The following is a 24,529-nucleotide window of genomic DNA, read 5'->3' on the forward strand; positions in this document are numbered from 1 at the left end:
GGGGTCCTTGCTGGGTTAAGGATTTAGGTGTTCAAGCCAATCCGAACTCAACAAGGACCCTGTAATGCAGCCTAGTTCCAACATTGTCGCCGATACCATTTGCCGCACCGCGGAGCTTGGGTTGGCGATTACGAATGCCGCCCACAACGACACGCTCACCGTCATCGACTGTGAAGCGCTCGACCCGATCAACTCCTGCCCATCGTGTGGACAGCCAGGTGTGCTGCGTGACCACGTCTGCCGGGAGTTGGTGGATCTTCCTGTTGTCGGGTTTCCCACCCGGTTACGGGTGCGTCTGCCGCGCTTTCGGTGTGTGAACCGCCTCTGTTCGCAGAAGATCTTCCGGGCTGGCCTGGCATGTGCTGACGATCGCTCGAAGGTCACGCATCGGGTGGTGCGCTGGATCTTGCAGCGTTTAGCGATTGACCGGATGAGTATCGCCGCCACCGCCAAAGCACTCGGGATCAGCTGGCAGCTGACATGCGATCTCGCATTGTCCATGGCCAGGGAACTCGTCGCCGACCCCGACCACTTGGCCGGGGTGCGCATTATCGGGGTTGATGAGCACAAATGGGCCCACGATCGACGTGCGGCCGGCGGCGGGTTCGTCACCGTGATCGTGGATATGACCCGCCACCACACAGGCCAACCAGCGAGGTTGCTCGATGTCATTCCGGGAAGAAGCGCGAACGTGCTCACATGCTGGATCAACCAACAGCCGAAAGCATTTCGCGACGAGGTGGAAGTGGTCACCATGGATGGGTTCCAGGGCTACGCCACCGCAGCTGACGAGGCGCTTCCTCACGCAACCCGGGTGATGGACCCGTTTCACGTGGTGCGTCTTGCCGGCGACAAAGTCACCGCGTGCCGTCAGAGGCTGCAGCGTGAAACCTACGGCAGGCGCGGCAGGACCAACGACCCGTTATATAAAAACCGTCGCACCATGCTCACCCGCACCGGTCTGCTTAATGGCGAGCAGCAGCACCGCTTGGATGTGTTGTTCAACTACGACGATGACTACGCGGTGCTGCAAGAGACATGGCTGGTGTACCAGGAGATCATCGACTGCTACGAAGACCCCAACAAGCGCCGTGCGAAAACGAAGATGCGCAGGCTGATCAACCGGCTCCGCGGGCTTCGTCAGGCCGGGCTTCAAGAGCTGACCCAACTCGGGCGAAGCCTGCACAAACGCCGCACCGACATCCTCGCGTTCTTCGATATCGGCGCCTCCAACGGGCCGGTCGAAGCCATCAACGGCCGTCTCGAACACCTCCGCGGCATCGCGCTAGGGTTCCGCAACATCAACCACTACATCTTGCGTTGCCTGATTCACTCCGGCGGCCTCCAACCCAAGATCAACGCACTCTAAAACACGAAGAGCCGGTTTGGCTCTTCTGGCCCGGCGCCGCCCGCCCCGTCTCGCATCCGAGACACCACGCGACGCAAGCCCCTGCCCGCGGCGTGTGACCGGCGTTACCCTCTACCCGTTAGCACGACTGGGCAACATCCACGAAAGGACATCGACATGGCGAAGAACTGGTCCGAAGGCGCACGCGAGGTCCGCGCACCCCGCGGCACGGAGATCACCGCGAAATCTTGGCAGACCGAGGCGCCGCTGCGCATGCTGCAGAACAACCTCGACCCGGAGGTGGCGGAGAACCCCGATGAGCTCGTTGTCTACGGCGGCACCGGCCGCGCGGCGCGGAGCTGGGAGGCGTTCGACGCGATCGTCGCGACGCTGAAGGAACTCGAGTCCGACGAGACGCTGCTCATCCAGTCCGGCAAGCCGGTCGGCGTGTGGAAGACCAACGAGTGGTCCCCGCGCGTGCTCATCGCCAACTCCAACCTCGTCGGCGACTGGGCGAACTGGGAGCACTTCCGCAAGCTCGAGGACGAGGGCCTCATGATGTACGGCCAGATGACGGCCGGTTCGTGGATCTACATCGCCACGCAGGGCATCCTCCAGGGCACGTACGAGACGTTCGCGGCAGTCGCGAAGAAGCGTTTCGACGGCACCCTGGCTGGCACCCTCACCCTTACCGGCGGCTGCGGCGGCATGGGCGGCGCGCAACCGCTGGCGGTGACCCTCAACGGCGGCGCGTGCCTCATCGTCGACGTCGACGAGTCCCGCCTGAAGCGCCGCCAGTCCAAGCGCTACCTCGATGAGGTGACCACCGACATCGAGGAGGCCATCAAGCTGGTCACCGAGGCGAAGGAGGAGAAGCGCGCGCTCTCCGTCGGCCTCGTGGGCAACGCCGCCGAGGTGTTCCCGGAGATCCTGCGCCGCCACAAGGCGGGCAAGCTTACTGTCGACGTCGTCACCGACCAGACCTCCGCGCACGACCCGCTGTCCTACCTGCCCACCGAGATCACCGTCGAGGAGTGGCACACCGAGGCGGACGCGGATCCGGTCACTTTCACCAAGAAGGCTCGCGAGTCCATGGCCGCCCAGGTTCAGGCGATGGTCGAGTTCCAGGACGAGGGCTGCGAGGTCTTCGACTACGGCAACTCCATCCGCGACGAGGCCCGCAAGGCCGGCTACACCCGCGCCTTCGAGTTCCCGGGCTTCGTGCCCGCCTACATCCGCCCGCTGTTCTGCGAGGGCCTCGGCCCGTTCCGCTGGGTGGCACTCTCCGGCGACCCGGAGGACATCAAGGTCACCGACGAGGCGCTCAAGGAGGCCTTCCCGGACAACGAGCACCTGCACCGCTGGCTCGACGCCGCCGAAGAGTACGTGGAGTTCGAGGGCCTGCCGGCGCGTATCTGCTGGCTCGGCTACGGCGAGCGCGCCAAGGCCGGCGTGATCTTCAACAACCTGGTCAAGGAAGGCAAGGTCAAGGCGCCGATCGTCATCGGCCGCGACCACCTGGACTCCGGCTCCGTGGCCTCCCCGTACCGCGAGACCGAGTCCATGCTCGACGGCACCGACGCCGTAGCGGACTGGCCGCTGCTCAACGCCATGACTGCCGTTTCCGGCGGCGCCACCTGGGTGTCCATCCACCACGGCGGCGGCGTGGGCATGGGCCGCTCCATTCACACCGGCCAGGTCACGGTTGCCGACGGCACCGAGCTCGCCGAGGCGAAGCTCAAGGCCGTGCTCACGAACGACCCGGGCATGGGCGTCATCCGCCACGTCGACGCCGGCTACACCCGCGCCTACGAGGTGGCGCAGGAGCGCGGCGTGCGCATCCCGATGGAGTTCAAGGCCCGCGACTAACCGCGACGAGAAAGGACCCTATGAGCACCCTCATCACCGGCATCTCCGAGCTGCGTACCGTCTCCGAGCTCGGCACCATTAAGGACGCGGCACTGCTTATCGAAGGCGAGGTCATCGCCTGGGTCGGCCCCGCGTCGGAGGCACCCGAGGCGGATGAAACTGTAGACGTCGAGAAGCGGGCTGTGCTTCCGGGCTGGGTGGATTCGCACACCCACATGGTCTTCGACGGCAACCGCGCCGAGGAGTTCGAAGCGCGCATGGCCGGCGAGGGCTACGCCGCGGGCGGCATCGCCGTGACCATGGAGGCGACCCGCAACGCGGGCGAGGAACGCCTCGACCAGCTCGTCGCCGAGCGCGTCGCCGCGGGCCACGCGCTGGGCACGACGACCTTCGAGACGAAGACGGGCTACGGCCTCAACGTCGAGTCCGAGGCGCAGGCCGCGCGCGTCGCGTCGCGCCACGTCGACGAGGTGACGTTCCTCGGCGCGCACCTTGTGCCGCCGGGGGCCGACGCGGAGGAGTACGTCGACCTCGTCGTCGGCCCGATGCTCGACGCGGTGAAGGACCACGTGAACTGGATCGACGTGTTCTGCGAGCGCGGCGCGTTCAACGAGGAGCAGTCGCGCCGCGTGCTCGAGGCGGGCAAGCAGGCCGGCCTCGGGGTGCGCGTGCACGGCAACCAGCTCGGCGAGGGCCCGGGCGTCAAGCTCGCCGTGGAGATGGGCGCCGCGAGCGTCGACCACGTCAACTACCTGTCCGACGAGGACATCAAGGTGCTGGCGGAATCCGAGACCGTCGCGACGCTGCTGCCCGCCTGCGACCTGTCCACGCGCGAGGATCTCGCGCCCGGCCGCAAGCTCATCGACGCCGGCGCGACCGTCGCCATCGCCTCGAACCTCAACCCGGGCACGAGCTTCACCTCCTCGATGAACTTCTGCGTCACCACCGCGGTGCTGCAGCAGCGCCTCACCCTCGACGAGGCGATCGAGGCGGCGACCACCGGCGGGGCGAAGGCGTTGCGACGCCACAACGTCGGCGACGGCAAGGATCCGCAGGGCCGCCCCGCGAAGGGCACGCTCGTGCCCGGTGCGGCCGCTGACCTGCACATCCTCGACGCGGAAAACGCCATCAACCTCGCCTACCGCCCGGGCATGCCCATCACCTGGCAGACCTGGGTCGCGGGCAAGAAGGTCTACGGCTAAATGGCGCGCCGGCTTTCATCGAGAGGGTCGCGCTCGAGGTGGGCGGCGAGCAGGCGGCCGACGACGTATTTTGGAACAACGCCGCCAGCTGGTACCGGCGCTAGAGGTAGTCGTAGTTGATCTCGGTCTCCGGGTCGAAGAAGACGCTGCCTCCCTCGATCGGGCGGAGGTAGACGGTGTCGCCCTGGTCCACCTCGACGCCGCGCTCCACCTTCACCGTGATGCGGTCGCCGCGCACGGCGATGAGTTCGTCCGCCTGCTCCTGGCGGTGGCCGTAGATGTAGAGCTCGGAGCCGAGGTGCTCCACGATGTCCACGTGCACCGGCAGGCCGTATTCGGCGCCCGGCTGGTTCACGCCGACGATTTCCCAGTTCTCCGGGCGCACGCCGACGATGACGCGGTCGCCGCGCACCTTCGCCGCCAGCTCGCGCGGCATGTAGTAGTCGAGTGCGTGGCCCCGGCCGCCGACGGCGCGGCCCTCGATGAAGGGCACGTTCTCGATGAGCGTCATCGCCGGGGAGCCGATGAAGGTGGCCACGAACGTGTTGCCCGGGTTGTCGTAGAGGTTGGCGGGCGTGTCCACCTGCTGGAGAATGCCTTTCTTCAGCACGCAGACCCGATCGCCCATGGTCATGGCCTCCGTCTGGTCGTGGGTGACGTAGACGGTGGTCGTGCCCAGCTCGCGCTGGAGCTGCATGATCTGGGCGCGGGTGGACACGCGCAGCTTCGCGTCGAGGTTCGACAGCGGCTCGTCCATGAGGAACACCTTCGGCTGGCGTACGATGGCGCGGCCCATGGCCACGCGCTGGCGCTGGCCGCCGGACATGGCCGCCGGCTTCTTGTCGATGAGGTCCTCGAGTTCGAGCATCTTCGCCGCGAAGTCCACCCGCTCGTTGATCGTCGCCTTATCCACCTTCGCGTTCTGCAGCGCGAAGGCCATGTTCTGGCGGGCGGTCATGTTCGGGTAGAGCGCGTAGGACTGGAACACCATGGCAACGTCGCGGTCGCGCGGGCGGGTCTCCGTGACGTCCACGCCGTCGATGAAGATCTGCCCCTCGTCGACGGGCTCGAGGCCCGCGAGCATGCGCAGCGTCGTTGACTTCCCGCAGCCGGACGGGCCGACGAGTACGAGGAACTCGCCGTCGGCGATGTCCAGGCTGACGCGGCTCACGGCCGGCGGGCGAGACGGGTCGTAGATACGGGACGCCTGGCGGAACTCAACGGTTGCCATGGACGTGCTCCTTCCAGGGTGGGGTGGGGAGAGGGACTTACTTGTTCAGCTTCGGCGTGATGTCGCGGTCGATCACCTGCTGGGTCTCCTTGTCCAGATCCGCGAAGACCTGCTCCACGTCCTGGTTGCCCACGGTGATCTTGTCCAGCGCGCCGCCGATGCGCTTGCCGCCGCCCGGCACAAACACGCGCGCGTAGTCCTGCGGCTTCGTGTTCTCGTTGAGCTGCTTGATCGCGGTCTCGGCGTTCGGGTTGTCGTCGAGGAACTTGCGCTCGTCGGCGTTGTCCAGCGCGTCCTTGCGCACGGGCATGTAGCCGGTGGCCTGGGAGAACTTGATGGTGTTCTCGGTGTTGGTCATGAAGTCGATGAACTTCACGGCGTTCTTCTTGCGCGCGTCCGAGATGCCGTTCGGCACGGCGAGGCCAGCGCCGCCGGTGGCGGCCGACGGGCCCGGGCCCGGCAGGTAGGTGGTGATGAACGGGATGGTGGCGGACTTGGTCAGGCCGCCGAGGGAGCCGGTGGACTCAAGCAGCGCGGAGGCGTTGCCGTTGCCGAACGTGACGGTCGGGTCGGTGCCGATCTCGATGTTGCCCTTCTTCACCTGGTCCTGGAGGAACTTCGCGGCCTCGATGGTCTTCGGGTCGGAGAACGTCGGCTTCCACTCGTCGGAGTACGCGCCGCCGAACGCCCACACCATGCCCTGGAAGTACCAGTCGAGGTAGCTCGAGCCGTCCGGGATCACCAGCGCCGCGTGGCCGGTCTTCGCCTTGAGCTTGTCCGCCCAGTCGGCGAACTCCTGCCAGGTCTGCGGCCCTCGGTCCGTCGGCAAGCCGGCTGCCTTGAGGTCGTCGGTGTTCCAGTACATGAGGTTGGTGGAGCGGGAGTACGGCACGCCGTAGTGCTTGTCGCCGTACTTGTAGTCGTCGCGCAGGGTGTCCACGTAGGAGTCGGAGTTGATGTTCTCCGACTTCCACAGGTCGTCGAGCGGCGTGGTCGCGTCGTTGAGCGCGAAGTTGAACCAGGTCACGTCGGAGGCGACGATGACGTCGGGCAGGTCCGAGCCGGCGAGTGCGGCGTTGAACTTCTGCGCGAGCTCCTCGTAGTTGGCGCCGCCGTCGACGAGCTCGACGTGGAGGTCGGGGTTCTGCTTCTCGAACTCGTTGATCATCTCGACCTCGAGGTCGCGCGAGGAACCCGGGTGGTTGGACCAGAAGACGATCTTGTTCTCGTCGCCCGAGGCGTTGCCGCCGTTCTTGTCGCCGTCGTTGCTGCCGTTCGTGGAGCCGCCGGCGCAGGCGGTGAGGGACACGGCGGTCATCGCGGCGAGCGCGGCGGCGCCGAGGCGCTTGGTGAGGGAAGTGGACATTGATCTCTCCGTTTCTTGAGTTGGTTTGAGTGGGCTAGCCCTTGACGGCGCCCGCGGTCAGGCCCTTGATCATCTGCTTCTGCAGCGCCAGGAACACGATGATCATCGGCAGTGTGGTCAGCACCGTGCCGGCCATCACCGGGGCCCAGTTGGTCAGGCCCTCGGCGTCCTGCAGCCTGGTCAGGCCCACCGGCAGCGTCGCCGCGGCCGGGGTGTCGGTGATGAGGAACGGCCACAGGTACTCGTTCCACTCGTTGACCACGGTGATGAGGATGAACGCCGACAGCGTCGGCCACGACATAGGCAGGACGACCTTGAACAGCTTGGTAAAGAACCCCGCGCCGTCCATCTCTGCCGCCTCCATGATCTCCGTGGGCAGCGACTGGAAGTGGTTGCGCATGAGGAAGCAGCCGAACGCCACACCCGCCAGCGGCACGATCACGCCCATCCACGTATCGCGCCAGCCGAGGGAGGCGGCGAGGGCGTAGTTGGAGATGATCGTGATCTGGTTGGGCACCATGAGCGCGGCGATGACCAGGAGGAACAGCGCGTTGCGGCCCGGGAAGCGCAGGAACGCGAACGCGTAGGCCGACAGCACGCCGAGCACCACCTTGACCACCGTGAGGATGAGCGTGATGCCGATCGAGTTGCGCAGGTAGTTCGGGAACCCGGACGTCTCCCACACGCGCTTGTAGTTCTCGGGCACGAACGGGTTCGGCCAGAAGGTGATCGGGTCCGAGTACACGTCCTGGTACGTCTTAAACGAGGTGATCACGATGAAGTACAGCGGCACCATGATCATGAGCACCGTGAGCACGAGCGCCACGTAGCCGAGGACCTTCATGCCCACGGAGCCGCGCTCGGCCGGCGCCCCCTTGCGCTGACGCTGCGTTTGCGTGACGACGGGCTCACCTTCGGCTTGGCTGCCGGGGACTGGAGGAAGCCCGGCGGAGAATTTCGTCGACATCTACTTGTCCAGCCTTTCCTGCAGCTTGATCTGGAGCACCGTGATGATGAGGACGACGACGAACATGATCGTCGCCACCGCCGCGCCGTAGCCCGCGCGGTTGTTTACGAACGTCTCGGTGTAGACCTGGAACACCATCGTCGTGGTGCCGTAGGTGAACGGGCCGCCGCGGGTCATCGCGTTGATCACGTCGAACACCTGGAACGAGTTGAGCAGCACCGTGATGAGCAGGAAGAACGTGGTACCGCGCAGCTGCGGCAGCACGACGCGGAAGAAGTGGCGGGCCGGCGGGGTGCCGTCGATCTCCGAGGCCTCGTCGAGGTCGGCGCGGCGGCCCTGCAGCGCGGCGAGGTAGATGACGAAGACGTAGCCGACGTTCTTCCAGATGTACGTCACTGTGACCATGAACAGCGCCCAGCCGGAGCGCTGGTAGAAGTTCGGCACCGGGATGTGCATGAGGCCGAGGAAGTACTGGATGAGGCCGTAGCGCGGGTCGAAGACGAACTGGAAGGCGACGCCGATCGCGGCGCCGGCGATGACGTACGGCGCGAACACCATCGAACGCACCGCCGCGCGGCCGAACAGCTTTTGGTCGAGCAAGATCGCGAGCGCGAGCCCAATGACCATCGAGCCGGCGACCGCGAAGAACGTGAAGAGCACAGTGTTCCACACCACCGTCGGGGTCTCGGGCGCGTGGAACCAGTCGAGGTAGTTCTGCAGCCCCACGAACGTCATCGTCGGCGAGGAAATATTCCAGTTGTAGAACGAGATGCGGATGTTGTCGATGAGCGGGCGGTACGTGAACAGGATGAGCAGCAGCAGGTTTGGCCCGATGAGCAGCGTCGCCAGGCCCACCTGCCGCCAGTCCGTCTTCGATCTCCGCTTCTTGTGCGTTGCCGCGTATTCCTCGGAGACCACTGGCTCCGCGGAGATTGCGGGGATCATTGTGTTCATGCGGAGGACTCTATGTGCCGCCCGTGAACACCCGGTGAACATGAGATTTTATTAAAAGGAACGTTAATGCAACGGTTCGTGCAGGTCACACGTCGCGCGCGGACTGTCCCAGCACACACAGCATCCAGCTACCAAGACCCAGCTTTTCGCAATCTGATCGCGAAAAGCTGGGCCTTGGTAGCTGGATTTGGCGGGAGAGCGGGGCGGGAGAGCGACGCCTAGATCGTCACCTGGCGCGACTTGATGTTCTCGAGCTGCTTGCGCTCCTCGGCGCTCAGCGCGGCGTCGTTGGCGTACTCCGCCGTGATGGCCTTGTCCAGGGCGGCGAGGGCGTCATCGTAGGATTCGGCGTCCACCGCTGGGTCGAGGTCGAAGACGGGAACGACGAGGCCGTGGGTGCGGAAGGCGCCCGCGAACTTCGTGCCCTCGCCGAGGTTGAGCTCGCCGCGCGCGGCGATGCGGGCGAGCGCGGCGAGCATCTGCGCCTCGTTGTCCTCGGTGCGCACCCAGCGGATGTGCGCCTTGCCGCCGCCCGGGTTGACCCACCAGATGGAGCCGGGCAGGTCGCTGCCGAGCTGCTGCGACGGCAGGACCGCGTCGTTGGCCTGGCGCATCGCCTGCTGGATCTGCGGCGGGATCTGGGTGCCCTCCGGGAACCACCAGGCGAAGTCCTGGTGGTTGGTGATGGTGGGCGTCGCGTCGGCGGCGATGAGCGAGGCGAGCTCCGGCTGGGACCCGTCGGCGGCGGTGGACTGCAGCGTCTCCCCCGGCTCCGCAGAAAGGACCCAGTTCAGGGCGTAGGCGAGGTCGCGGCCCGGGTTCTGCGAGTGCGAGGTCGCCTGCAGCGCGACGAAACGGCCGCCGCCCTGCGCCTCCTCGCGCACGAGCGCACCGCCTGCGCCCGGGAGCACCGTGACCACGTTCACCGGGGTGCCGTTTACCTCGAACTCAGCGATCGCGGAGGGGACGAACTCCTGCAGCGCGACCAGGTCCGCCTCGGCGGCGAGCCCGCCGAACGGGCGCGGGTCCTTCTGAAACTGCTCGCGCTCGGCGGCGCGGGCGGCGAGCTTCGCCTCGCGGCGGCTCATGCCCTCGGGCAGCTCGTCGCGGGTCTTCTTCTTTTTCGGCTTGCGTTGCACCATGCGGGCAAATCTACCGCAGCGTCTCCGCGGCAATGTGCGGCAGGTCGGTGCCGATCAGGGACGCGCCGCGCTCTGCGAGCCAGAGCATTTCCTTGGGCAGGTTCACCGTCCACACGTAGGTGCGCGCGCCCCCGTCGAAGAGCTCCGGCTGCGCCTTGGCCTGCCAGATCGACGGCCCGGCGCCGCAGGTGCCGATTGGGGCGAAGGGGGCGGAACGCTCGTCGTAAAGCAAGAATGCTTCGAGCTCCGGGAGGAGGCGCTGGAAGCGCTCGATGGCCTCGGGGTTGAAGGAGATGAGGTGGACGCGCTCATCCGCCTCCAAGCCGCGGGCGCGCAGGACGCGGGCGACGGCCTCCTCGAGCGCGGCGCCGAACGGGGAGGGGTGCTTCGTCTCGATGAGGATGTGCTTGCCCGGGTGCTCGCAGACGAGGTCGAGCAGCTCGTCGAGGGTCATGATCTGCTGCGGGTCGCGCTCGGTGCCCACGTTGAGGCGGCGCAGCTCGTCGAGGGTCATGTCGCCGACCTCGCCGGTGCCGTCGGAGGTGCGGTCGACGCTGAGGTCGTGGATGACCACCACCTCGCCGTCCTTGGTCAGGTTCACGTCGCACTCGATGCCGACGATGTCGAGCTTGAGCGCCTCCTCGAACGAGCGACGCGTGTTTTCCGGGTAGAGCCCGTTCAGCCCGCGGTGGGCGATGATGCCGGTCATTGCAGTAGTTCCTCTCTCTCGAGCCCGTAGGTCTCCAGCGCCAGGTCGGGCAGGTCGGTGGCGATGACGTCGACGCCGTGGTCCGCGCACCAGCGCATCTGGTGCGGTGTGTCCACGGCCCAGGTGTAGGTGCGCAGCCCGCGGAAGCCGAGCAGCTCCCGGCGCGCCTGCAGGTGCGCGAGCGCCGGGCCGACGCCGTACGGCCGCGAGAACATCGCCGACCGCGGGTTCCACTTCCGCTCGAGCAGTCGAAACAGGTAGAATGTCTCCAGCTCCGGCGCCATCTCGGTGAAGTAGCGCACCGCGCGGTGGGAAAAGGAGATGAGGTGGATGCGCTCCGACTCGTCGAGGCGGGCGTACTTGAGCGCACGCAGCGTCTGCTCGTCCACCTCGGGGCCGTAGAAGGTGGGGTGCTTCGTCTCGATGTAGAGGTGCTTGTCCGGGTAGTCCTCCATGAGCTCGAGCAGCTCCTCGAGCAGCATGACCTGCTGCGGGTCCTCGGCAGTGCCGTTGTTCAGCGCGCGCAGGTCGGCGAAGTCCATGGCGTCCACGCGCCCGCGGCCGTTCGTGGTGCGCCCCACCGTCGCGTCGTGGAACACCACGAGCCGCCCGTCGCGGGTGAGCCGCACATCGCACTCGACGCCGTGGATCGGCAGCTTGAGCGCCTCCTCGAAGGCCCGGCGGGTGAGCTCCGGGTACCGCCCGGAAAACCCGCGATGGGCGACTATTTTCGGCAGCTTCGTCTCGCTCACGTGCCATCACGCTACCCGCGCCCCGGTGCCCGCGCGACCGCTGCAAGTTTGGGACAATGGACCCCATGCTTATCGACGACGCACGCGCCGCCAGCGCCAAACTCCCCGACGCGCTCAACCGGGCCCGCCGGCGGTACTCCGTCAAGCGCGACGGCGTGCTCGCGTTGCCGATCGGCGCGCTCGAGGTGCTCGGCGACATCTCGCCCGCGGTGCGCATGCGCGGCCTGCGCCGGCTGCCCGCCACGTTTCGTGCGGGCCTCGTCGGCGCGGAGGTGGCCACGTGGGGGGCGGTCTCGCCGTCGCTGCTGCCGCACAACTGGTGGGCGACGGCGGCGAACGTCGGCGTGCTGCAGGGCATCGGCCACGGCATCGGCACCCTCGTCTCCCAGGCGGCCCGGCCCGTCGTCCACGACACCGCGCGCGGGCCGCTGCCCGTGCCCGCCCGCCTCGCGCTCACCGGCGTCACGCTCGGCGTCTTTGCCACGTCGGCGAAGCGGCGCCTGCGGCAGGAGAAGCTCGTGGAGAGCGACGACACGTTCAAGGTGAGCGAGCAGGCCCTCGGCATCACGCTGGGCACCCTCGGCTACGGCGCGGTGCTGCTCGTCGGCGAGGCCGTCCAGTCCTTCATCGACGCGCTCAACGACCTGCTGGGCAAGAAGCTGCCCCCGGTGGCGTCGTGGCCGCTGGCCGTCGCCGGGGGCGGGGCGATCCTCGTACTCGTGGGCGACAGGATGGTGGTCCGCCGCTTCGCGTCGAGCGTGAGCCGCTCCGCCCTCAAGCTCGACCGCGAGTTCATGCGCGGCGCCGCCCAGCCGCGGCGCCCGGAGCGCTCCGGCTCGCCGGCCTCAGCGGTGGACTGGAACACGATGGGCCGCCAGGGCCGCGCCGTCGTCTCGGGCGGGCCGCGCAAGGAGGACATCGAGCGGCTGCTCGGCGGCGACGCCAAGGAGCCGATCCGCGTGTTCGTCGGCCTGGACACCGACGCGAAAACGGACCCCGACTTCCGGGCGATGGCGGAGGTGGCCGTGCAGGAGCTGCGCCGCACCGGCGCATTCGACCGCGGCCACATCGCCGTGATGTCCGCGGCCGGGACGGGCTGGATCAACGACTTCCACACGTCCGGCCTGGAGTTTGTCACCCGCGGGGACTCCGCGGTCGTGGCCATGCAGTACTCCTACCTGCCCAGCGCGTACGCGTACCTCGCGGACCACTCCTCCCCGGTCGCGTCCTCGCGCGCGCTCATCGACGCGATCCTGCGCGAGATCGACGGCCTGCCCGAGGGCGCGCGCCCGAAGCTCTACGTCGGCGGGGAGTCCCTCGGCGCGTACGGGGTCTCGGACGCGTTCGACTCCGTCGACGAGTTCCTCGAGCGCACCGCCGGCGGCGTGTTCACCGGCACGCCGGGGTTCTCCGCGAACCACCGCACGCTGACGAAGGGCCGCGAGAAGGGCTCGCCGCAGCGCCTCCCGCGTATCGACGGCGGCCGCCACGTCCGCTTCACCGCCCACCCCGACCACATCTCCCGCGATTTCCGGGGCGACCCGTACGCGCACACGTGGGAGGAGCCGCGCTTCGTCTTCGCCCAGCACGCCTCCGACCCGGTGGTGTGGTGGGAGCCGAGCCTGGCGTGGAAGATCCCGGATTGGCTGAAAGAACCGGGCTCGCGCGGGGTGCCGGCGCCGGCGGCGCAGCACTCCGACGCCCTCGACACGATGCGCTGGATGCCGCTGGTCACGTATTGGCAGATCGGCATCGACCAGCTGCCGTCGAAGGACTACCCGTCCCCCCACGGGCACAACTACCACGCGGAGACGGTGGCGTACTGGAACGCCGTCATCCACGGCGAGGGCGAGGCCGCCGGCCCCGGCGCGCTCACCGCGGACGAGATCGCGCGCGCGGCGCAGTGGATCCACAGCGACGCCACGAAGCTGCGCATGCCCAAGGGCGGCTTCCCCTCAAAGCACGGGTACTAGATGCCGCAGGCGACGCCGGTGGAGTGGTGCGGGCAGTAGCCGTCCGGCACCTTGTGCAGGTACTGCTGGTGCTCGTCCTCGGCGAGGTAGTAGTCGGCCCCCGCGCGCACCTCGGTGGTGATGTCGCCGTAGCCGGCGTCCTTGAGGTCGGCGGCGTACTCGCGGATCCAGCCGCGGATCTGCTCCGCCTCCTCCTCGGTGTCGGTGAAGAACGCGGAGCGGTACTGCGTGCCCACGTCGTTGCCCTGGCGGTAGCCCTGCGTCGGGTCGTGCGCCTCGAGCGCGGTTTTCACGATCTCTTTGAGCGAGATCACCGCCGGGTCGTAGACCACCTCGACGAGCTCGGCGTGGTTCGTCTGCCCGGTGCACACCTCGCGGTAGGTCGGGTTCGGTGTCACCCCGCCGCCGTAGCCCACGGAGGTTGCCTCCACCCCGTCGAGCTGCCAGAACATCTTCTCGGCACCCCAGAAGCAGCCGATGCCGATGAGGACGCGCTTCTGCCCCTCGCGCCACAGCCCAGTGATCGGGGTACCCAGCACCGCGTGCGCGCGGGGGTTGACCAGGATCGGCTCGGGGCGGCCGGGGAGGGCGGAGCTTGCGTCGACAAGCGATGGCGTATTACTGAACAGAAATCCCATGCCCCGTACAACGACGGGGCCCACGACGCTGTTCCCGAAACTTCTCTACCATGGGGCCCGTACACGAAATCGAACGAAAGGACACCATCATGGCTGTTTACGAGCTTCCGGACCTGCCGTACGCATACGACGCGCTGGAGCCGCACATCTCCGCCGAGATTATGGAGCTGCACCACGACAAGCACCACGCCAACTACGTCAAGGGCGCGAACGCCGCGCTCGAGGCGCTCGAGGCGGAGCGCAACGGCGACGCGGACGCTGACAAGATCCGCGCGCTGTCGAAGAACCTCGCGTTCAACCTCGGCGGCCACACCAACCACTCCATCTTCTGGAAGAACATGGCACCGAACGCGGGCGGCAACCCGACCGGCGCGATCGCGGAGGCCATCGACCGCGGCTTCGGCTCCTTCGAGGGCTTTAAGAAGCAGTTCTCCGCCGTGGCCAACGGCCTGCAGGGCTCCGGCTGGGCGGTCGCGGGCTACGACCACATCGCCGGCCGCCTCATCATCCAGCAGATGACGGACCAGCAGGGCAACATCTCCGTGGACTTCACCCCGGTGCTCATGCTGGACATGTGGGAGCACGCGTTCTACCTGCAGTACAAGAACGTCAAGGCCGACTACATCGAGGCCTGGTGGAACGTTGTCAACTGGGACGACGTCAACGAGCGCTACGCCAAGGCAGCTGCGTAACGACGGCTCGTTCCGCCCACCACGTACCAACGCCCGCCACTTCCGTTTCCGGAAGGGCGGGCGTTGGCGTTCCCTGTGATACGTCGAGTCCCTGCGAACTCACGATTGATACTAGGTTAGCCTTACCTTAACGCGCAAGGGGTTCCGCAAAATAATCCGCGCGGGTTTCGTAACATGGGTCACATGAAGCGAGGGAGCCCGGAGTACCGTCGCGCGACGCTGGCGATGCTCGCGTTCGGCCTCGCGCTGCCGCTCGCCCGGGGGGCGGACCAGCTCATCGCGCTGCGCGCGGCGCAGGGCGCGCTCGTTGCGGGCACCCCGGCGGTGGCCATGACGTGGCTGTCGGAGGAGCTCGACCCGGACGACCTGCCCGGCGCGATGGGCCTCTACATCGCCGGCAACACCATCGGCGGGCTCACCGGGCGCCTCATCCCCGCGCTGCTGCTCGAATTCGCCTCCTGGCGCCGGGCGCTGTTCGGCACCGCGCTCGTCGCGTTCGCGCTCGCCGTGGTCGCGGCGTGGGCGCTGCCGGCGCAGCGCAACTTCGTGCCGAAGGCGTCGATACGCCCGAGCGTGGAGGTGCGCGCGATGCTCGGCCACCTGCGAACCCCCGCCTCGTGGGGCTCTACGCCACCGCCTTCGTAGCGATGGGCGTGTTCGTGTCCATGTACAACTTCTTCGGCTTCCGCGCGGTGCTGGACTACGGGCTGCCAGCGGCGCTGTCGGGTCTGGTGTACGTGGTGTACCTGTCCGGGACGTGGTCCAGCGCGCGGGCCGGGGCACTTTCACGACGCTACGGGCGCGGCGTGGTCGTGCTGGCGTCGGCGGCGATGATGTTGCTGGGCGCGCTGGCCGTGGCAGCGTCTTCCCTGTGGATCGCGCTCGCTGGCCTTTTGACGTTCACGGCGAGCTTCTTCGCACTCCACTCGACGGCCTCCGGTTGGGTCGGCCTCATCGCGGAGCGCGACCGCGCAGAAGCCTCCAGTATGTACGTGCTCTGCTACTACATGGGCTCGTCAATCCTGGGAGCCGCCACCGGCTGGGCGTACGAGGGTTTGCCGTGGGCCGGATTCGTCGCGGTGCTGGCGGCGCTGCTCGGCGCGCTCGCCGTGGTGGCCGCGGCGCTGTGGAAGGGCGCGCGGTAGCAGAGTAACGTGGCGGTAGCCGTAGCCACACATTTATAAAGAAGCAGAGATGCCGCGACGCCGAAAATCCCATTTTTCTGACGACGATTTCCCGCCCAGCCGCAATGAATAACTACATAATGCAATTAGACACAATTCGACAGCTGGATCAGCGGTTCTTCCATTCTTGCCAAGCCCTCAAATCAAGGTCATCATTCGTACGTCTAGCGTCAGTGTTTGATTTGCTTCATATCGCTGATGAATGGGCATCGCTTGACCCCGGCTCTGTTGCGGGTCGGTTACAGGAGATCGTTGACGTTCTGATCTCTTTCATTCACTCAGGCGATCCTCAACAACAGGGCCAGGATCCGAATTTGCGCGCCCGCGTCGCCGCTTTTGAAGGTCTTTCCGCAAGGTTGAGAGCCCCGTTGCAGGGCGAACAGGCTGGCATACCCACACCTGCGAGTTGGGATGAGTTTTCCCCAAACTACAGCTGGGCATCGCTGGCTTCCGGGCCGGGCGAGCGAACTGCGGAAGTTCGGGTGAATTTCTCGGATATCAACCTGAGGGGTGTGAGAGTGAGCGGCGCCCGACTATCGGGGTTGATGTGGCAGGGTGCGTGCCTGGATTACGCCGAATTCAACAACTGCGTGTTGGACGAGGGGAATTTCAAAGGTGCGTACCTCGATTCGACGACGTTCAGTGGGAGCCTGAAATGGTCCTCTTTTTCCCATGCACACGTCAACGCATTGATCGTTCAACACGCCGATATGCGCGGTTCGGACTTCACGATGTGCGACTTGAGCATGTCCCTGTTCGAGGATTCAAAATTAGAGGAGTGCGATTTTCGGGGCGCGACTCTTGTCGCAGCGAATTTAAACGGGTGTAGTTGCGACGCGAACACCTTCGATGGAGCAACGATTGACGAGCGAACAGTGTTCCCCGATGGGTCCAGTCTGCAGGAAGTGGGCAAAGCGGAAATCTGCGAGAGGTGGCCCGGCATCATAATTCAGGAGGCTATCTTTTAACGACGCTCCGGCCCCTAGACCGACCTCGTCATGGCACGATTGATGTAGTAGATACTCAGCTCGATTTCCGCGTTGGTTGCCGCAAGGGTGCGAATAATCGACTCGAGCCCGAATTCCCCCGGTTGTCTTCGATAGACTTGGCGACCACTTGCGTGGGCGGTCGAGCTCGGCCGCGAACCCGGGGATAACCGGCTCTTCGTGTTTGGGAGTGCGTGGGTCGTTTTTCGGGGTGCTTGGGTGTGGCACAAGATGTGGGGGTCCTTGCTGGGTTAAGGATTTAGGTGTTCAAGCCAATCCGAACTCAACAAGGACCCTGTAATGCAGCCTAGTTCCAACATTGTCGCCGATACCATTTGCCGCACCGCGGAGCTTGGGTTGGCGATTACGAATGCCGCCCACAACGACACGCTCACCGTCATCGACTGTGAAGCGCTCGACCCGATCAACTCCTGCCCATCGTGTGGACAGCCAGGTGTGCTGCGTGACCACGTCTGCCGGGAGTTGGTGGATCTTCCTGTTGTCGGGTTTCCCACCCGGTTACGGGTGCGTCTGCCGCGCTTTCGGTGTGTGAACCGCCTCTGTTCGCAGAAGATCTTCCGGGCTGGCCTGGCATGTGCTGACGATCGCTCGAAGGTCACGCATCGGGTGGTGCGCTGGATCTTGCAGCGTTTAGCGATTGACCGGATGAGTATCGCCGCCACCGCCAAAGCACTCGGGATCAGCTGGCAGCTGACATGCGATCTCGCATTGTCCATGGCCAGGGAACTCGTCGCCGACCCCGACCACTTGGCCGGGGTGCGCATTATCGGGGTTGATGAGCACAAATGGGCCCACGATCGACGTGCGGCCGGCGGCGGGTTCGTCACCGTGATCGTGGATATGACCCGCCACCACACAGGCCAACCAGCGAGGTTGCTCGATGTCATTCCGGGAAGAAGCGCGAACGTGCTCACATGCTGGATCAACCAACAGCCGAAAGCATTTCGCGACGAGGTGGAAGTGGTCACCATGGATGGGTTCCAGGGCTACGCCACCGCAGCTGACGAGGCGCTTCCTCACGCAACCCGGGTGATGGACCCGTTTCACGTGGTGCGTCTTGCCGGCGACAAAGTCACCGCGTGCCGTCAGAGGCTGCAGCGTGAAACCTACGGCAGGCGCGGCAGGACCAACGACCCGTTATATAAAAACCGTCGCACCATGCTCACCCGCACCGGTCTGCTTAATGGCGAGCAGCAGCACCGCTTGGATGTGTTGTTCAACTACGACGATGACTACGCGGTGCTGCAAGAGACATGGCTGGTGTACCAGGAGATCATCGACTGCTACGAAGACCCCAACAAGCGCCGTGCGAAAACGAAGATGCGCAGGCTGATCAACCGGCTCCGCGGGCTTCGTCAGGCCGGGCTTCAAGAGCTGACCCAACTCGGGCGAAGCCTGCACAAACGCCGCACCGACATCCTCGCGTTCTTCGATATCGGCGCCTCCAACGGGCCGGTCGAAGCCATCAACGGCCGTCTCGAACACCTCCGCGGCATCGCGCTAGGGTTCCGCAACATCAACCACTACATCTTGCGTTGCCTGATTCACTCCGGCGGCCTCCAACCCAAGATCAACGCACTCTAAAACACGAAGAGCCGGATAACCCCCTCGCAGCGTGGCGTCGCGGGAACAACCGGCCGCTCCCGGCCAGCGATTCGCCTACACCTCGCCGAGCTCCGGCACGCCCGGCGGGGTGGCCAGGCCACCCCGCCGGATGGTATAGCAGCGCGGAGGTCCTGCTATACCATCCGCACGCTATTGAACATCACTTCCAGCACGACCTGGGAAAATCAAGAGGTCACCGCCGGATGGTATAGCAGCGCGGGCGTAATCGCTATACCATCCGGCAGGCACGGAGCACCGCGCGCGTCACACCTCCCCAAGCACCGGAATCCCCGGCGCGCCCGCGGCGAGGAAGTCACGCACGGCCCGGGTGGCGCGGCAGTCGTCCTCGTTGTAGCGAAGCAGCATGTCGCGGGCTGCCTGGTCGCCGAGGCGGGCCGCACGCCGCAGGGCCACGGAGCGTTCGCCGTCCACGTCGTCATCCTCCCACTCAAAGCCCACTACCGGGCCGAGCACCTTCAGGCCCAGCCCGTCGGTGCCCACGAGCGAGCGGCGCACGTGGGCGAAGACGTCCACCCACTCGTCGGAGGAGATGAACGCGGCCACCTCCGCCTCATCCACCGAGCTAAAACGGCGAGCAGATGAGCGCAGCCAGTGGTTCTCCCCGCCCGCGGCGTAGCAGTAGGCGCGGAAGGTCTTGCCCTCGGCGTGAGCGGAAGCCCGGCGCGCCATGAGCCAGGACCAGAACGCAGCGAAGTTTTCCTCCTCCGCCGCGCCGCCGACCTCGTCCCAGGTCACGAACGGGCGGTAGTCCACGCCGTCGAACGTCCCCCACAGGTAGGCGCCCTGGTCGAGGTACGCCTCCATGTCCACGTCGACCTCCACGTCGGCGCGGGGCACCGCCTGCGCGGCGGCCGCGGCGACCCCCGGCCGGCGCAGCACGGGCACCCCGGCGCGCCAGGCGCGGGCGAGGGCGGCGGGTTCGGGCGGAGCTTCGTCGATAAGCTGCTGCACCGTGTGGATGCCGCGCTCGCGCCACACGTCCCCGCGGCCGCCCGGCAGGAGCAGCGAGATGTCGTCGAGCTCGACGAGGCGCGGCTCGCACAGCGGCCAGAAGCGGCAGGCGGCGCACTGCTTCAGGCGCTTCGGCTCGTCCGGCAGCTCGGCGGCGAGGACGCGGGTGAGGGACTCGACGAAGCGGGCCGGGTCGCACAGGTAGGCGCGCGTGCGGTCCTGGCCGATCACCCCGGCGCGGCCGTCGGCGAGCTCACCGAGCAGTAGGTGCGCCATGGCCACCCGGTAGCCGTCGACGGTGTGGTGGCGCACCTTCGCGCCGACCCTGATCGGCTGGCCCAGGCCGAGCCGGCCCGTGGGCACCATCTCGAGGTGCTCGTCCGGGTGGGGGCGGGCGACGCGGTGGTTCGAGATCACCACCGGCATGTAGCCACGCTCGGTGCGCACGAGCACGTCCACGTCCGCCTCGGCGGGCACGCCGTCGACCTCCCCGGCGAGCGCGGCGTTGGTGATGAGGTGGGCGCGGCGGCGCAGCGCGGCGCGGGTGTCGGCGACGCGGTCGCCCGCCGGGTCAATGTCGACGCGCACGAACGCCTTGCCCGCACCGTCGCCGAGGGCGCGCTTGACGGGCAGGAGCTCGAAGACGGCGGCGCGGGCGGCGTCGATCTGCGGCTGGCGGATGAGCGCGTCCGGCAGCTCCGGGGTCTCCGGGTGCGCGCGGCGCTGGCGCAGGCGATAGCGGCAGCCCACGAGGTCCGAGGCGCGCACGGGTTGAGTACTCACAATGCCCGCCACGATACCTGGGCGTGCCGGGCGGACCGGCAGGTAGAGTGGGCAGGCGTTCACGCTCACACGACGAGGAGAAACAACCATGGGTGTTTTCGAGGCGATCCGCAAGTCCCGCGCGCGCACGAAAGCCGAGGTGAAGGCTGCCGAGGTGCACGCCCGCCAGCTGGCCAAGCAGGAGGCGAAGGCCGACCAGCGCACCGCGAAACTCCTGGACAAGGCGGAGAAGCGCCTACTCAAGGAGGAGAAGAAGGGCCTGAAGCGCAAGCAGAAGCACGAGAAGGACCTGGCGAAGGCGCACCTCAAGCGCATCGAGGAGTCCGGCATCACGAAGAAGAAGGCGAAGCAGGCCACCGGCGCCGCCCGCGTCCTCGTGCCGATCCTCCTGCCGCTCGCGTACAAGGGTCTGACCTCCCTGCAGCAGCAGCGCGTGAACAGCCGCGCCGCGGGGCTCGGGCTGAGCTCGCAGGACCTCGCGCGCCACTCCGGGCGCGGGGCGGAGCTCAAGGCGCGTATCGACGCCGCCCGGGAGAACGTCGAGCACTCCGACTCCCTGAGCGAGGGGTTCAAGAACGACGCGCGCGTGCGCCTCGACGAGCTCGAGCAGGCCGTGCGCAACGCCGAGGTGGCCAGCCCGGAGCAGCGCCGCCTCGCGCTCAAGTCCGTCGAGGACGACCTCGCCGAGCTCACCGCCGAGGTGCAGGCAAAGCTGCGCCGTTAGCCTCCGGCCGCTACAGCACGCCCTGCTCGCGCGCCGACGCCACGGCGGAGGTGCGCGAGCGCACGCCCAGCTTGTCGTAGATGTGCACGAGGTGGGACTTCACGGTCGCCTCGGAAAGCATGAGCTGACGACCGATCTCCCGGTTCGATGCGCCGGCGGCGACGAGCTGGAGCACCTCGAGTTCGCGCGGCGTAAGCGAGGAGCGCGGCGCCCGCTCCCGCGTCTCCAGCCTGTCGCGCACCACCGGCGACATCGTCGCGTCCCCGCGGGCGGTGGAGCGCACCGCCGCGACGAGCTCTTCCGGCGGGGCGTCCTTGAGCAGGTAGCCCACCGCCCCGGCCTCGATGGCGCCGAGGATGTCCGCGTCGGTGTCGTAGTTCGTGACCACGAGCACCTTCGGCGGGTGGGCCATGCTCGCCCGGATCGCCGCCGTGGCCTGCGCCCCGGTGGTCACACGCTGGCCCTCGGCTCCGGCGCCGAAGCGCAGGTCCATGAGGATGACGTCGATGCCGCCGGCCTGCGCGGTGGCGATGGCACCCTCCGCGGTGGCCACCTCCGCGACGACCTCGATGTCGTCGGCCTCCTCGAGCACGGCGCGCAACCCGAGGCGCACGATCTCGTGGTCGTCAGCGAGCAATACGCGAATCACCGTGTAGCCTCCTCATCCATCGTTTGGTTGATCCTAACCGGGATGGCGACGGAGAGCGCGGTCGGCCCGCCGGGCGCGGACTCGATCTCGAGGCGCCCGCCCAGCTCCGCCGCCCGCGAGCGCATCGCGTCGAGCCCGAGGTGCCCGAGCCCGCTCGGCTTGAGCGCTTGGGCGCCGACGTCGAAGCCGCGGCCGTTGTCCACCACGTCGAGGCGCACCTCCCCGGGCGCGTATGTGAGCGTGATCCGCGCGACCGTCGCGTCGGCGTGGGCCACCACGTTGGACACCGCACCCTGCGCGATGCGCAGCAGCCCCGCCTCGACGCGCATGGGCAGCGGCACCGGGTCGCCGTCGACCTCCACCCCGATCTCCACACCGCCGGCGGCGCCGAACTCCCCCGCCACGCGCGTGAGCGCGTCGCGCAGCGAGGCCTCCGACAGCGGCGCCGGGGCCAGCGCGGCGATCATCGCCCGCGTCTCGGCGAGGTTGTTCGACGCCGCCCGGCGCGCTGCCTCCATCTTGCGCAGCGGCTGCTCCACCAGCGCCGGGTCCACGTCGAGCGCCCGCACGTCGCGCTCCGCGGCATGGAGCAGCATCTGGATCGAGGAGAGGTTCTGCGCCACCGTGTCGTGGATCTCGTGCGCGAGGCGCTCACGCTCCTGCGCCACGCCGGCCGCGCGCTCCGTCTCGGCGAGCCGGTCGCGGGTGGACAGGAGCTCGTCGATAAGCTGCTGCCGCTCCCGGCTCACCCGGGTGATGGTGGAAAACGCGGTGTTGATGGCGATGACCACCACCGCCGACAGCGCCGGGCCCATGACGCCGCCGAGCGTGAGCCCGGCGGGGATCTGCATGGCCACGCTCACCGCGAGGCACACCGCCATCCACGCGTAGCCGAGCCACGAGTCAAACGCCCGCAGCGCCACGAAGAACAGGATGAACACCCAGTACACCGCCACCGCGGAGACCGTCATGTCGGCCACCCACACCGCGCTCGCGCCGAACATCCAGATCATGCGCCCGGGGCGGCCCCACCGGTGCATCTCCACCATGCCGTAGAAGAGCAGAAACGCGAATGCGGTCACGAGGACGATGTGCAGCAGCGCGGCGTCGAGCGGCATCCGCGCGAGCGCGCCGAGCGAGACCACCATGAGGCACACCGCGAGGAACGTGATGCCCGAGTCGAGCGCCCGGTTGTCCGCCGTCTTCACGGGGTGCTGCTCCAACAGCACTAGTCTGGAGCTCATGCGTCTGAGATTACCCACCGCCGTGCTCGTGCTCGCCCTCGCAGGTTGTGCGCAGGGGCCGACGCGTGACGACGCCGATTCCGCCGCCCCCGCGCCAGCCCCAGCCCCGGACCAGGGCCTGCCGGTGGAGGCGCTGCCGGACACCGCCCGCGACGGCTGGACGGAATGCCCGTACCTGGACACCGAGTGGGTGGCGCAGACGAACGGCCAGCGCGTCACCGGCGTGGGCACCGACGACCGCTTCGACACCCCCGCCTGCCAGTTCTGGTCCTTCCCGGAGGAGCCGCAGCTCACCGTCATCGTGCGCCACATGCCCACCCCCGAGCAGGCGATGGCGGTGGTGGACTGGGCCACGCCGGTGGACCTCACCCAACCCGCGGACCAGCCGGCCGGCTGGAACGGCGGGCGCCACGGCGGCGGGGCGGTGCCGGGGCGCATCGGCGCGGCGTACTCGGTGGCGAAGGGCCCGGTCGCCGTCACCGTGTTCACCAACCAGGACGAGTCCGTGAAGGCGGAGGCGGTGGCCAAGGAGGCCATCGCGAACCTGGGGCTGTGATGGCGCGAGATATCGCCGTCGCGGCCATCGTATTCACCGACGAGGCCGGCCGGGTGCTGTGCGTGCGCAAGCACTCGAGCCCGCGCTTCCAGCTCCCCGGCGGCAAGCCCGAGCCCGGTGAGGGCCCCGTGGCCACCGCGCTGCGCGAGACCCGCGAGGAGGTCGGCATCGACGTCGACGCCGAGGACCTGAGCTTCCTCGGCCGGTTCACCGCCGCCGCCTCGAACGAGCCGGGCTGCACCGTCACCTCGACGGTGTTCCTCCACCCCGGCCCGGGTCTGCGCCCGAGTCTGCGCCCGGCCCCGGCGGCGGAGATCGCGGAGGCCGCCTGGATCGACCCGGCCGCACCCGACCGGGAGATCGCGCCGCTGCTGCGCGAGCGCATCTTCCCCGCCCTCGGCGCCCGCGAGATCACCGCCGTGGCGGTCTACGCCGGGGCGCGCGACGGCACCAACCCCGCCAACCGGGCGCTCGCGCGCGCGTTCGGCGAGGCGCTCGCGGACGCGGGGATCACGCTCGTCTACGGCGGGTCGAGGCTCGGGTTGATGGGGCAGGTGGCCGAAGGTGCGTCGAGAAGCATTGGCGTCATCACCGAGCACCTGCAGGGATACGAGATCGAGTACGACGGGCTCGAGCGCCTCGAGGTCGTGCCCACCATGGCGGCGCGCAAGGCGCGGATGAGCGAGCTGGCCGACGCGATCGTGGCGCTGCCCGGCGGCGCGGGCACCCTCGACGAGCTGTTCGACGACTGGACGAGCCAGCAGCTCGGCCTGCACACGAAGCCGATCGGGCTGCTGGGCAGCGAGTTCTGGGCGCCGCTGGTGACGATGGTGGATCACATGGTCGCCGAGGGCTTCCTGCGACCGACGGACCGCGCGCACATGGTCGTGGCCGACGACCCGGCAGAGCTGCTGGCGAAGCTGCGCGCGTGGGCGCCGCCGGTGCCGCGCTGGCTGTAACTC

At 67.6% G+C, this 24,529-nt stretch carries 23 protein-coding genes; 12 read left to right on the forward strand and 11 right to left on the reverse strand.

What is annotated here, in order from left to right; genetic code table 11:
• The first annotated feature begins 64 nt into the window (after positions 1–64).
• The 3 genes from CJEDD_RS11450 to hutI all read left to right on the forward strand — a co-directional run bounded on the left by CJEDD_RS11450 (position 65) and on the right by hutI (position 4,419).
• On the forward strand, positions 65–1,369 hold the full coding sequence (locus tag CJEDD_RS11450; protein ID WP_273657482.1) for an ISL3 family transposase: 1,305 nt from the start codon (positions 65–67) through the stop codon (positions 1,367–1,369).
• A 156-nt stretch (positions 1,370–1,525) separates the two neighbouring features.
• Complete coding sequence (locus CJEDD_RS11455) at positions 1,526–3,217, forward strand: urocanate hydratase (protein WP_074432520.1); 1,692 nt, start codon at positions 1,526–1,528, stop codon at positions 3,215–3,217.
• Positions 3,218–3,237: 20 nt separating this feature from the next.
• Entirely contained in the window at positions 3,238–4,419 is a 1,182-nt protein-coding gene (gene hutI / locus CJEDD_RS11460) for an imidazolonepropionase (protein WP_042407201.1), read from the forward strand.
• Positions 4,420–4,519: 100 nt separating this feature from the next.
• Here hutI and CJEDD_RS11465 read toward each other — a convergent pair whose 3' ends face one another.
• From CJEDD_RS11465 to CJEDD_RS11495, 7 genes are all read right to left on the reverse strand, one after another.
• Positions 4,520–5,650, reverse strand: a complete 1,131-nt coding sequence (locus CJEDD_RS11465; RefSeq protein WP_042407198.1) for an ABC transporter ATP-binding protein — start codon at positions 5,648–5,650, stop codon at positions 4,520–4,522.
• Positions 5,651–5,687: 37 nt separating this feature from the next.
• Complete coding sequence (locus tag CJEDD_RS11470) at positions 5,688–7,016, reverse strand: ABC transporter substrate-binding protein (protein ID WP_042407196.1); 1,329 nt, start codon at positions 7,014–7,016, stop codon at positions 5,688–5,690.
• A gap of 34 nt (positions 7,017–7,050) precedes the next feature.
• A complete protein-coding gene (locus CJEDD_RS11475) occupies positions 7,051–7,983 on the reverse strand; it encodes a carbohydrate ABC transporter permease (RefSeq protein ID WP_042407194.1) in 933 nt (310 codons plus the stop codon).
• Positions 7,984–8,937, reverse strand: coding sequence for a carbohydrate ABC transporter permease (locus CJEDD_RS11480; RefSeq protein ID WP_042407191.1), 954 nt, complete (start codon positions 8,935–8,937; stop codon positions 7,984–7,986).
• A 218-nt stretch (positions 8,938–9,155) separates the two neighbouring features.
• A complete protein-coding gene (locus tag CJEDD_RS11485) occupies positions 9,156–10,079 on the reverse strand; it encodes a DUF5926 family protein (protein ID WP_042407189.1) in 924 nt (307 codons plus the stop codon).
• Positions 10,080–10,089: 10 nt separating this feature from the next.
• Complete coding sequence (locus CJEDD_RS11490) at positions 10,090–10,788, reverse strand: glycerophosphodiester phosphodiesterase (RefSeq protein WP_042407187.1); 699 nt, start codon at positions 10,786–10,788, stop codon at positions 10,090–10,092.
• Positions 10,785–11,540 carry a glycerophosphodiester phosphodiesterase family protein gene (locus tag CJEDD_RS11495; RefSeq protein WP_081764528.1) on the reverse strand — a complete coding sequence of 252 codons (756 nt, stop codon included), beginning with the start codon at positions 11,538–11,540 and terminating at the stop codon, positions 10,785–10,787. The genes CJEDD_RS11490 and CJEDD_RS11495 overlap by 4 nt, the downstream gene beginning before the upstream one ends.
• Before the next feature lie 65 nt (positions 11,541–11,605).
• Between CJEDD_RS11495 and CJEDD_RS11500 the strand changes: the two genes are divergently transcribed.
• Complete coding sequence (locus CJEDD_RS11500; protein WP_081764527.1) at positions 11,606–13,513, forward strand: alpha/beta-hydrolase family protein; 1,908 nt, start codon at positions 11,606–11,608, stop codon at positions 13,511–13,513.
• On the opposite strand, the gene msrA is transcribed toward CJEDD_RS11500, so the two are convergent.
• Complete coding sequence (gene msrA, locus CJEDD_RS11505) at positions 13,510–14,151, reverse strand: peptide-methionine (S)-S-oxide reductase MsrA (RefSeq protein WP_042407184.1); 642 nt, start codon at positions 14,149–14,151, stop codon at positions 13,510–13,512. The genes CJEDD_RS11500 and msrA overlap by 4 nt on opposite strands.
• A gap of 89 nt (positions 14,152–14,240) precedes the next feature.
• On the opposite strand from msrA, the gene CJEDD_RS11510 reads away from it, so the two are divergent.
• The 5 genes from CJEDD_RS11510 to CJEDD_RS11530 all read left to right on the forward strand — a co-directional run bounded on the left by CJEDD_RS11510 (position 14,241) and on the right by CJEDD_RS11530 (position 18,618).
• Positions 14,241–14,843, forward strand: coding sequence for a superoxide dismutase (locus CJEDD_RS11510; protein WP_042407182.1), 603 nt, complete (start codon positions 14,241–14,243; stop codon positions 14,841–14,843).
• Positions 14,844–15,026: 183 nt separating this feature from the next.
• Positions 15,027–15,488 carry an MFS transporter gene (locus CJEDD_RS11515; RefSeq protein ID WP_052333782.1) on the forward strand — a complete coding sequence of 154 codons (462 nt, stop codon included), beginning with the start codon at positions 15,027–15,029 and terminating at the stop codon, positions 15,486–15,488.
• Between the two features lie 8 nt (positions 15,489–15,496).
• Positions 15,497–15,988, forward strand: a complete 492-nt coding sequence (locus tag CJEDD_RS11520; protein ID WP_273657531.1) for an MFS transporter — start codon at positions 15,497–15,499, stop codon at positions 15,986–15,988.
• A gap of 212 nt (positions 15,989–16,200) precedes the next feature.
• A complete protein-coding gene (locus CJEDD_RS11525) occupies positions 16,201–16,995 on the forward strand; it encodes a pentapeptide repeat-containing protein (protein WP_198132992.1) in 795 nt (264 codons plus the stop codon).
• Between the two features lie 318 nt (positions 16,996–17,313).
• Positions 17,314–18,618, forward strand: coding sequence for an ISL3 family transposase (locus CJEDD_RS11530; RefSeq protein WP_273657482.1), 1,305 nt, complete (start codon positions 17,314–17,316; stop codon positions 18,616–18,618).
• 285 nt (positions 18,619–18,903) lie between these two features.
• On the opposite strand, the gene CJEDD_RS11535 is transcribed toward CJEDD_RS11530, so the two are convergent.
• Positions 18,904–20,394 carry a TM0106 family RecB-like putative nuclease gene (locus CJEDD_RS11535; protein WP_232297777.1) on the reverse strand — a complete coding sequence of 497 codons (1,491 nt, stop codon included), beginning with the start codon at positions 20,392–20,394 and terminating at the stop codon, positions 18,904–18,906.
• Between the two features lie 88 nt (positions 20,395–20,482).
• Here CJEDD_RS11535 and CJEDD_RS11540 point away from each other — a divergent pair, with 88 nt between their 5' ends.
• Positions 20,483–21,118 carry a DUF6474 family protein gene (locus CJEDD_RS11540; RefSeq protein ID WP_042410032.1) on the forward strand — a complete coding sequence of 212 codons (636 nt, stop codon included), beginning with the start codon at positions 20,483–20,485 and terminating at the stop codon, positions 21,116–21,118.
• Positions 21,119–21,128: 10 nt separating this feature from the next.
• On the opposite strand, the gene CJEDD_RS11545 is transcribed toward CJEDD_RS11540, so the two are convergent.
• Positions 21,129–21,767, reverse strand: a complete 639-nt coding sequence (locus CJEDD_RS11545; protein ID WP_042410034.1) for a LuxR C-terminal-related transcriptional regulator — start codon at positions 21,765–21,767, stop codon at positions 21,129–21,131.
• On the reverse strand, positions 21,764–23,011 hold the full coding sequence (locus CJEDD_RS11550) for a sensor histidine kinase (RefSeq protein WP_042410035.1): 1,248 nt from the start codon (positions 23,009–23,011) through the stop codon (positions 21,764–21,766). The genes CJEDD_RS11545 and CJEDD_RS11550 overlap by 4 nt, the downstream gene beginning before the upstream one ends.
• Between CJEDD_RS11550 and CJEDD_RS11555 the strand changes: the two genes are divergently transcribed.
• Positions 23,010–23,567, forward strand: a complete 558-nt coding sequence (locus CJEDD_RS11555) for a DUF2020 domain-containing protein (RefSeq protein ID WP_273657532.1) — start codon at positions 23,010–23,012, stop codon at positions 23,565–23,567. The genes CJEDD_RS11550 and CJEDD_RS11555 overlap by 2 nt on opposite strands.
• Positions 23,567–24,526, forward strand: a complete 960-nt coding sequence (locus CJEDD_RS11560; protein WP_042409887.1) for a TIGR00730 family Rossman fold protein — start codon at positions 23,567–23,569, stop codon at positions 24,524–24,526. The genes CJEDD_RS11555 and CJEDD_RS11560 overlap by 1 nt, the downstream gene beginning before the upstream one ends.
• Positions 24,527–24,529: the final 3 nt, after the last annotated feature.

The sequence above is a fragment of the Corynebacterium jeddahense genome, assembly GCF_028609865.1.
Lineage (GTDB): Bacteria > Actinomycetota > Actinomycetes > Mycobacteriales > Mycobacteriaceae > Corynebacterium > Corynebacterium jeddahense.

What these genes read in the sequence shown, in the direction of transcription:
- CJEDD_RS11450 (WP_273657482.1), top strand. Translation starts at nt 65, where the DNA reads ATGCAGCCTAGTTCCAACATTGTCGCCGATACCATTTGCCGCACCGCG.
- CJEDD_RS11455 (WP_074432520.1), top strand. Translation starts at nt 1,526, where the DNA reads ATGGCGAAGAACTGGTCCGAAGGCGCACGCGAGGTCCGCGCACCCCGC.
- hutI (WP_042407201.1), top strand. Translation starts at nt 3,238, where the DNA reads ATGAGCACCCTCATCACCGGCATCTCCGAGCTGCGTACCGTCTCCGAG.
- CJEDD_RS11465 (WP_042407198.1), bottom strand. Translation starts at nt 5,650, where the DNA reads ATGGCAACCGTTGAGTTCCGCCAGGCGTCCCGTATCTACGACCCGTCT.
- CJEDD_RS11470 (WP_042407196.1), bottom strand. Translation starts at nt 7,016, where the DNA reads ATGTCCACTTCCCTCACCAAGCGCCTCGGCGCCGCCGCGCTCGCCGCG.
- CJEDD_RS11475 (WP_042407194.1), bottom strand. Translation starts at nt 7,983, where the DNA reads ATGTCGACGAAATTCTCCGCCGGGCTTCCTCCAGTCCCCGGCAGCCAA.
- CJEDD_RS11480 (WP_042407191.1), bottom strand. Translation starts at nt 8,937, where the DNA reads ATGAACACAATGATCCCCGCAATCTCCGCGGAGCCAGTGGTCTCCGAG.
- CJEDD_RS11485 (WP_042407189.1), bottom strand. Translation starts at nt 10,079, where the DNA reads ATGGTGCAACGCAAGCCGAAAAAGAAGAAGACCCGCGACGAGCTGCCC.
- CJEDD_RS11490 (WP_042407187.1), bottom strand. Translation starts at nt 10,788, where the DNA reads ATGACCGGCATCATCGCCCACCGCGGGCTGAACGGGCTCTACCCGGAA.
- CJEDD_RS11500 (WP_081764527.1), top strand. Translation starts at nt 11,606, where the DNA reads ATGCTTATCGACGACGCACGCGCCGCCAGCGCCAAACTCCCCGACGCG.
- msrA (WP_042407184.1), bottom strand. Translation starts at nt 14,151, where the DNA reads ATGGGATTTCTGTTCAGTAATACGCCATCGCTTGTCGACGCAAGCTCC.
- CJEDD_RS11510 (WP_042407182.1), top strand. Translation starts at nt 14,241, where the DNA reads ATGGCTGTTTACGAGCTTCCGGACCTGCCGTACGCATACGACGCGCTG.
- CJEDD_RS11515 (WP_052333782.1), top strand. Translation starts at nt 15,027, where the DNA reads ATGAAGCGAGGGAGCCCGGAGTACCGTCGCGCGACGCTGGCGATGCTC.
- CJEDD_RS11530 (WP_273657482.1), top strand. Translation starts at nt 17,314, where the DNA reads ATGCAGCCTAGTTCCAACATTGTCGCCGATACCATTTGCCGCACCGCG.
- CJEDD_RS11540 (WP_042410032.1), top strand. Translation starts at nt 20,483, where the DNA reads ATGGGTGTTTTCGAGGCGATCCGCAAGTCCCGCGCGCGCACGAAAGCC.
- CJEDD_RS11555 (WP_273657532.1), top strand. Translation starts at nt 23,010, where the DNA reads ATGCGTCTGAGATTACCCACCGCCGTGCTCGTGCTCGCCCTCGCAGGT.
- CJEDD_RS11550 (WP_042410035.1), bottom strand. Translation starts at nt 23,011, where the DNA reads ATGAGCTCCAGACTAGTGCTGTTGGAGCAGCACCCCGTGAAGACGGCG.
- CJEDD_RS11560 (WP_042409887.1), top strand. Translation starts at nt 23,567, where the DNA reads ATGGCGCGAGATATCGCCGTCGCGGCCATCGTATTCACCGACGAGGCC.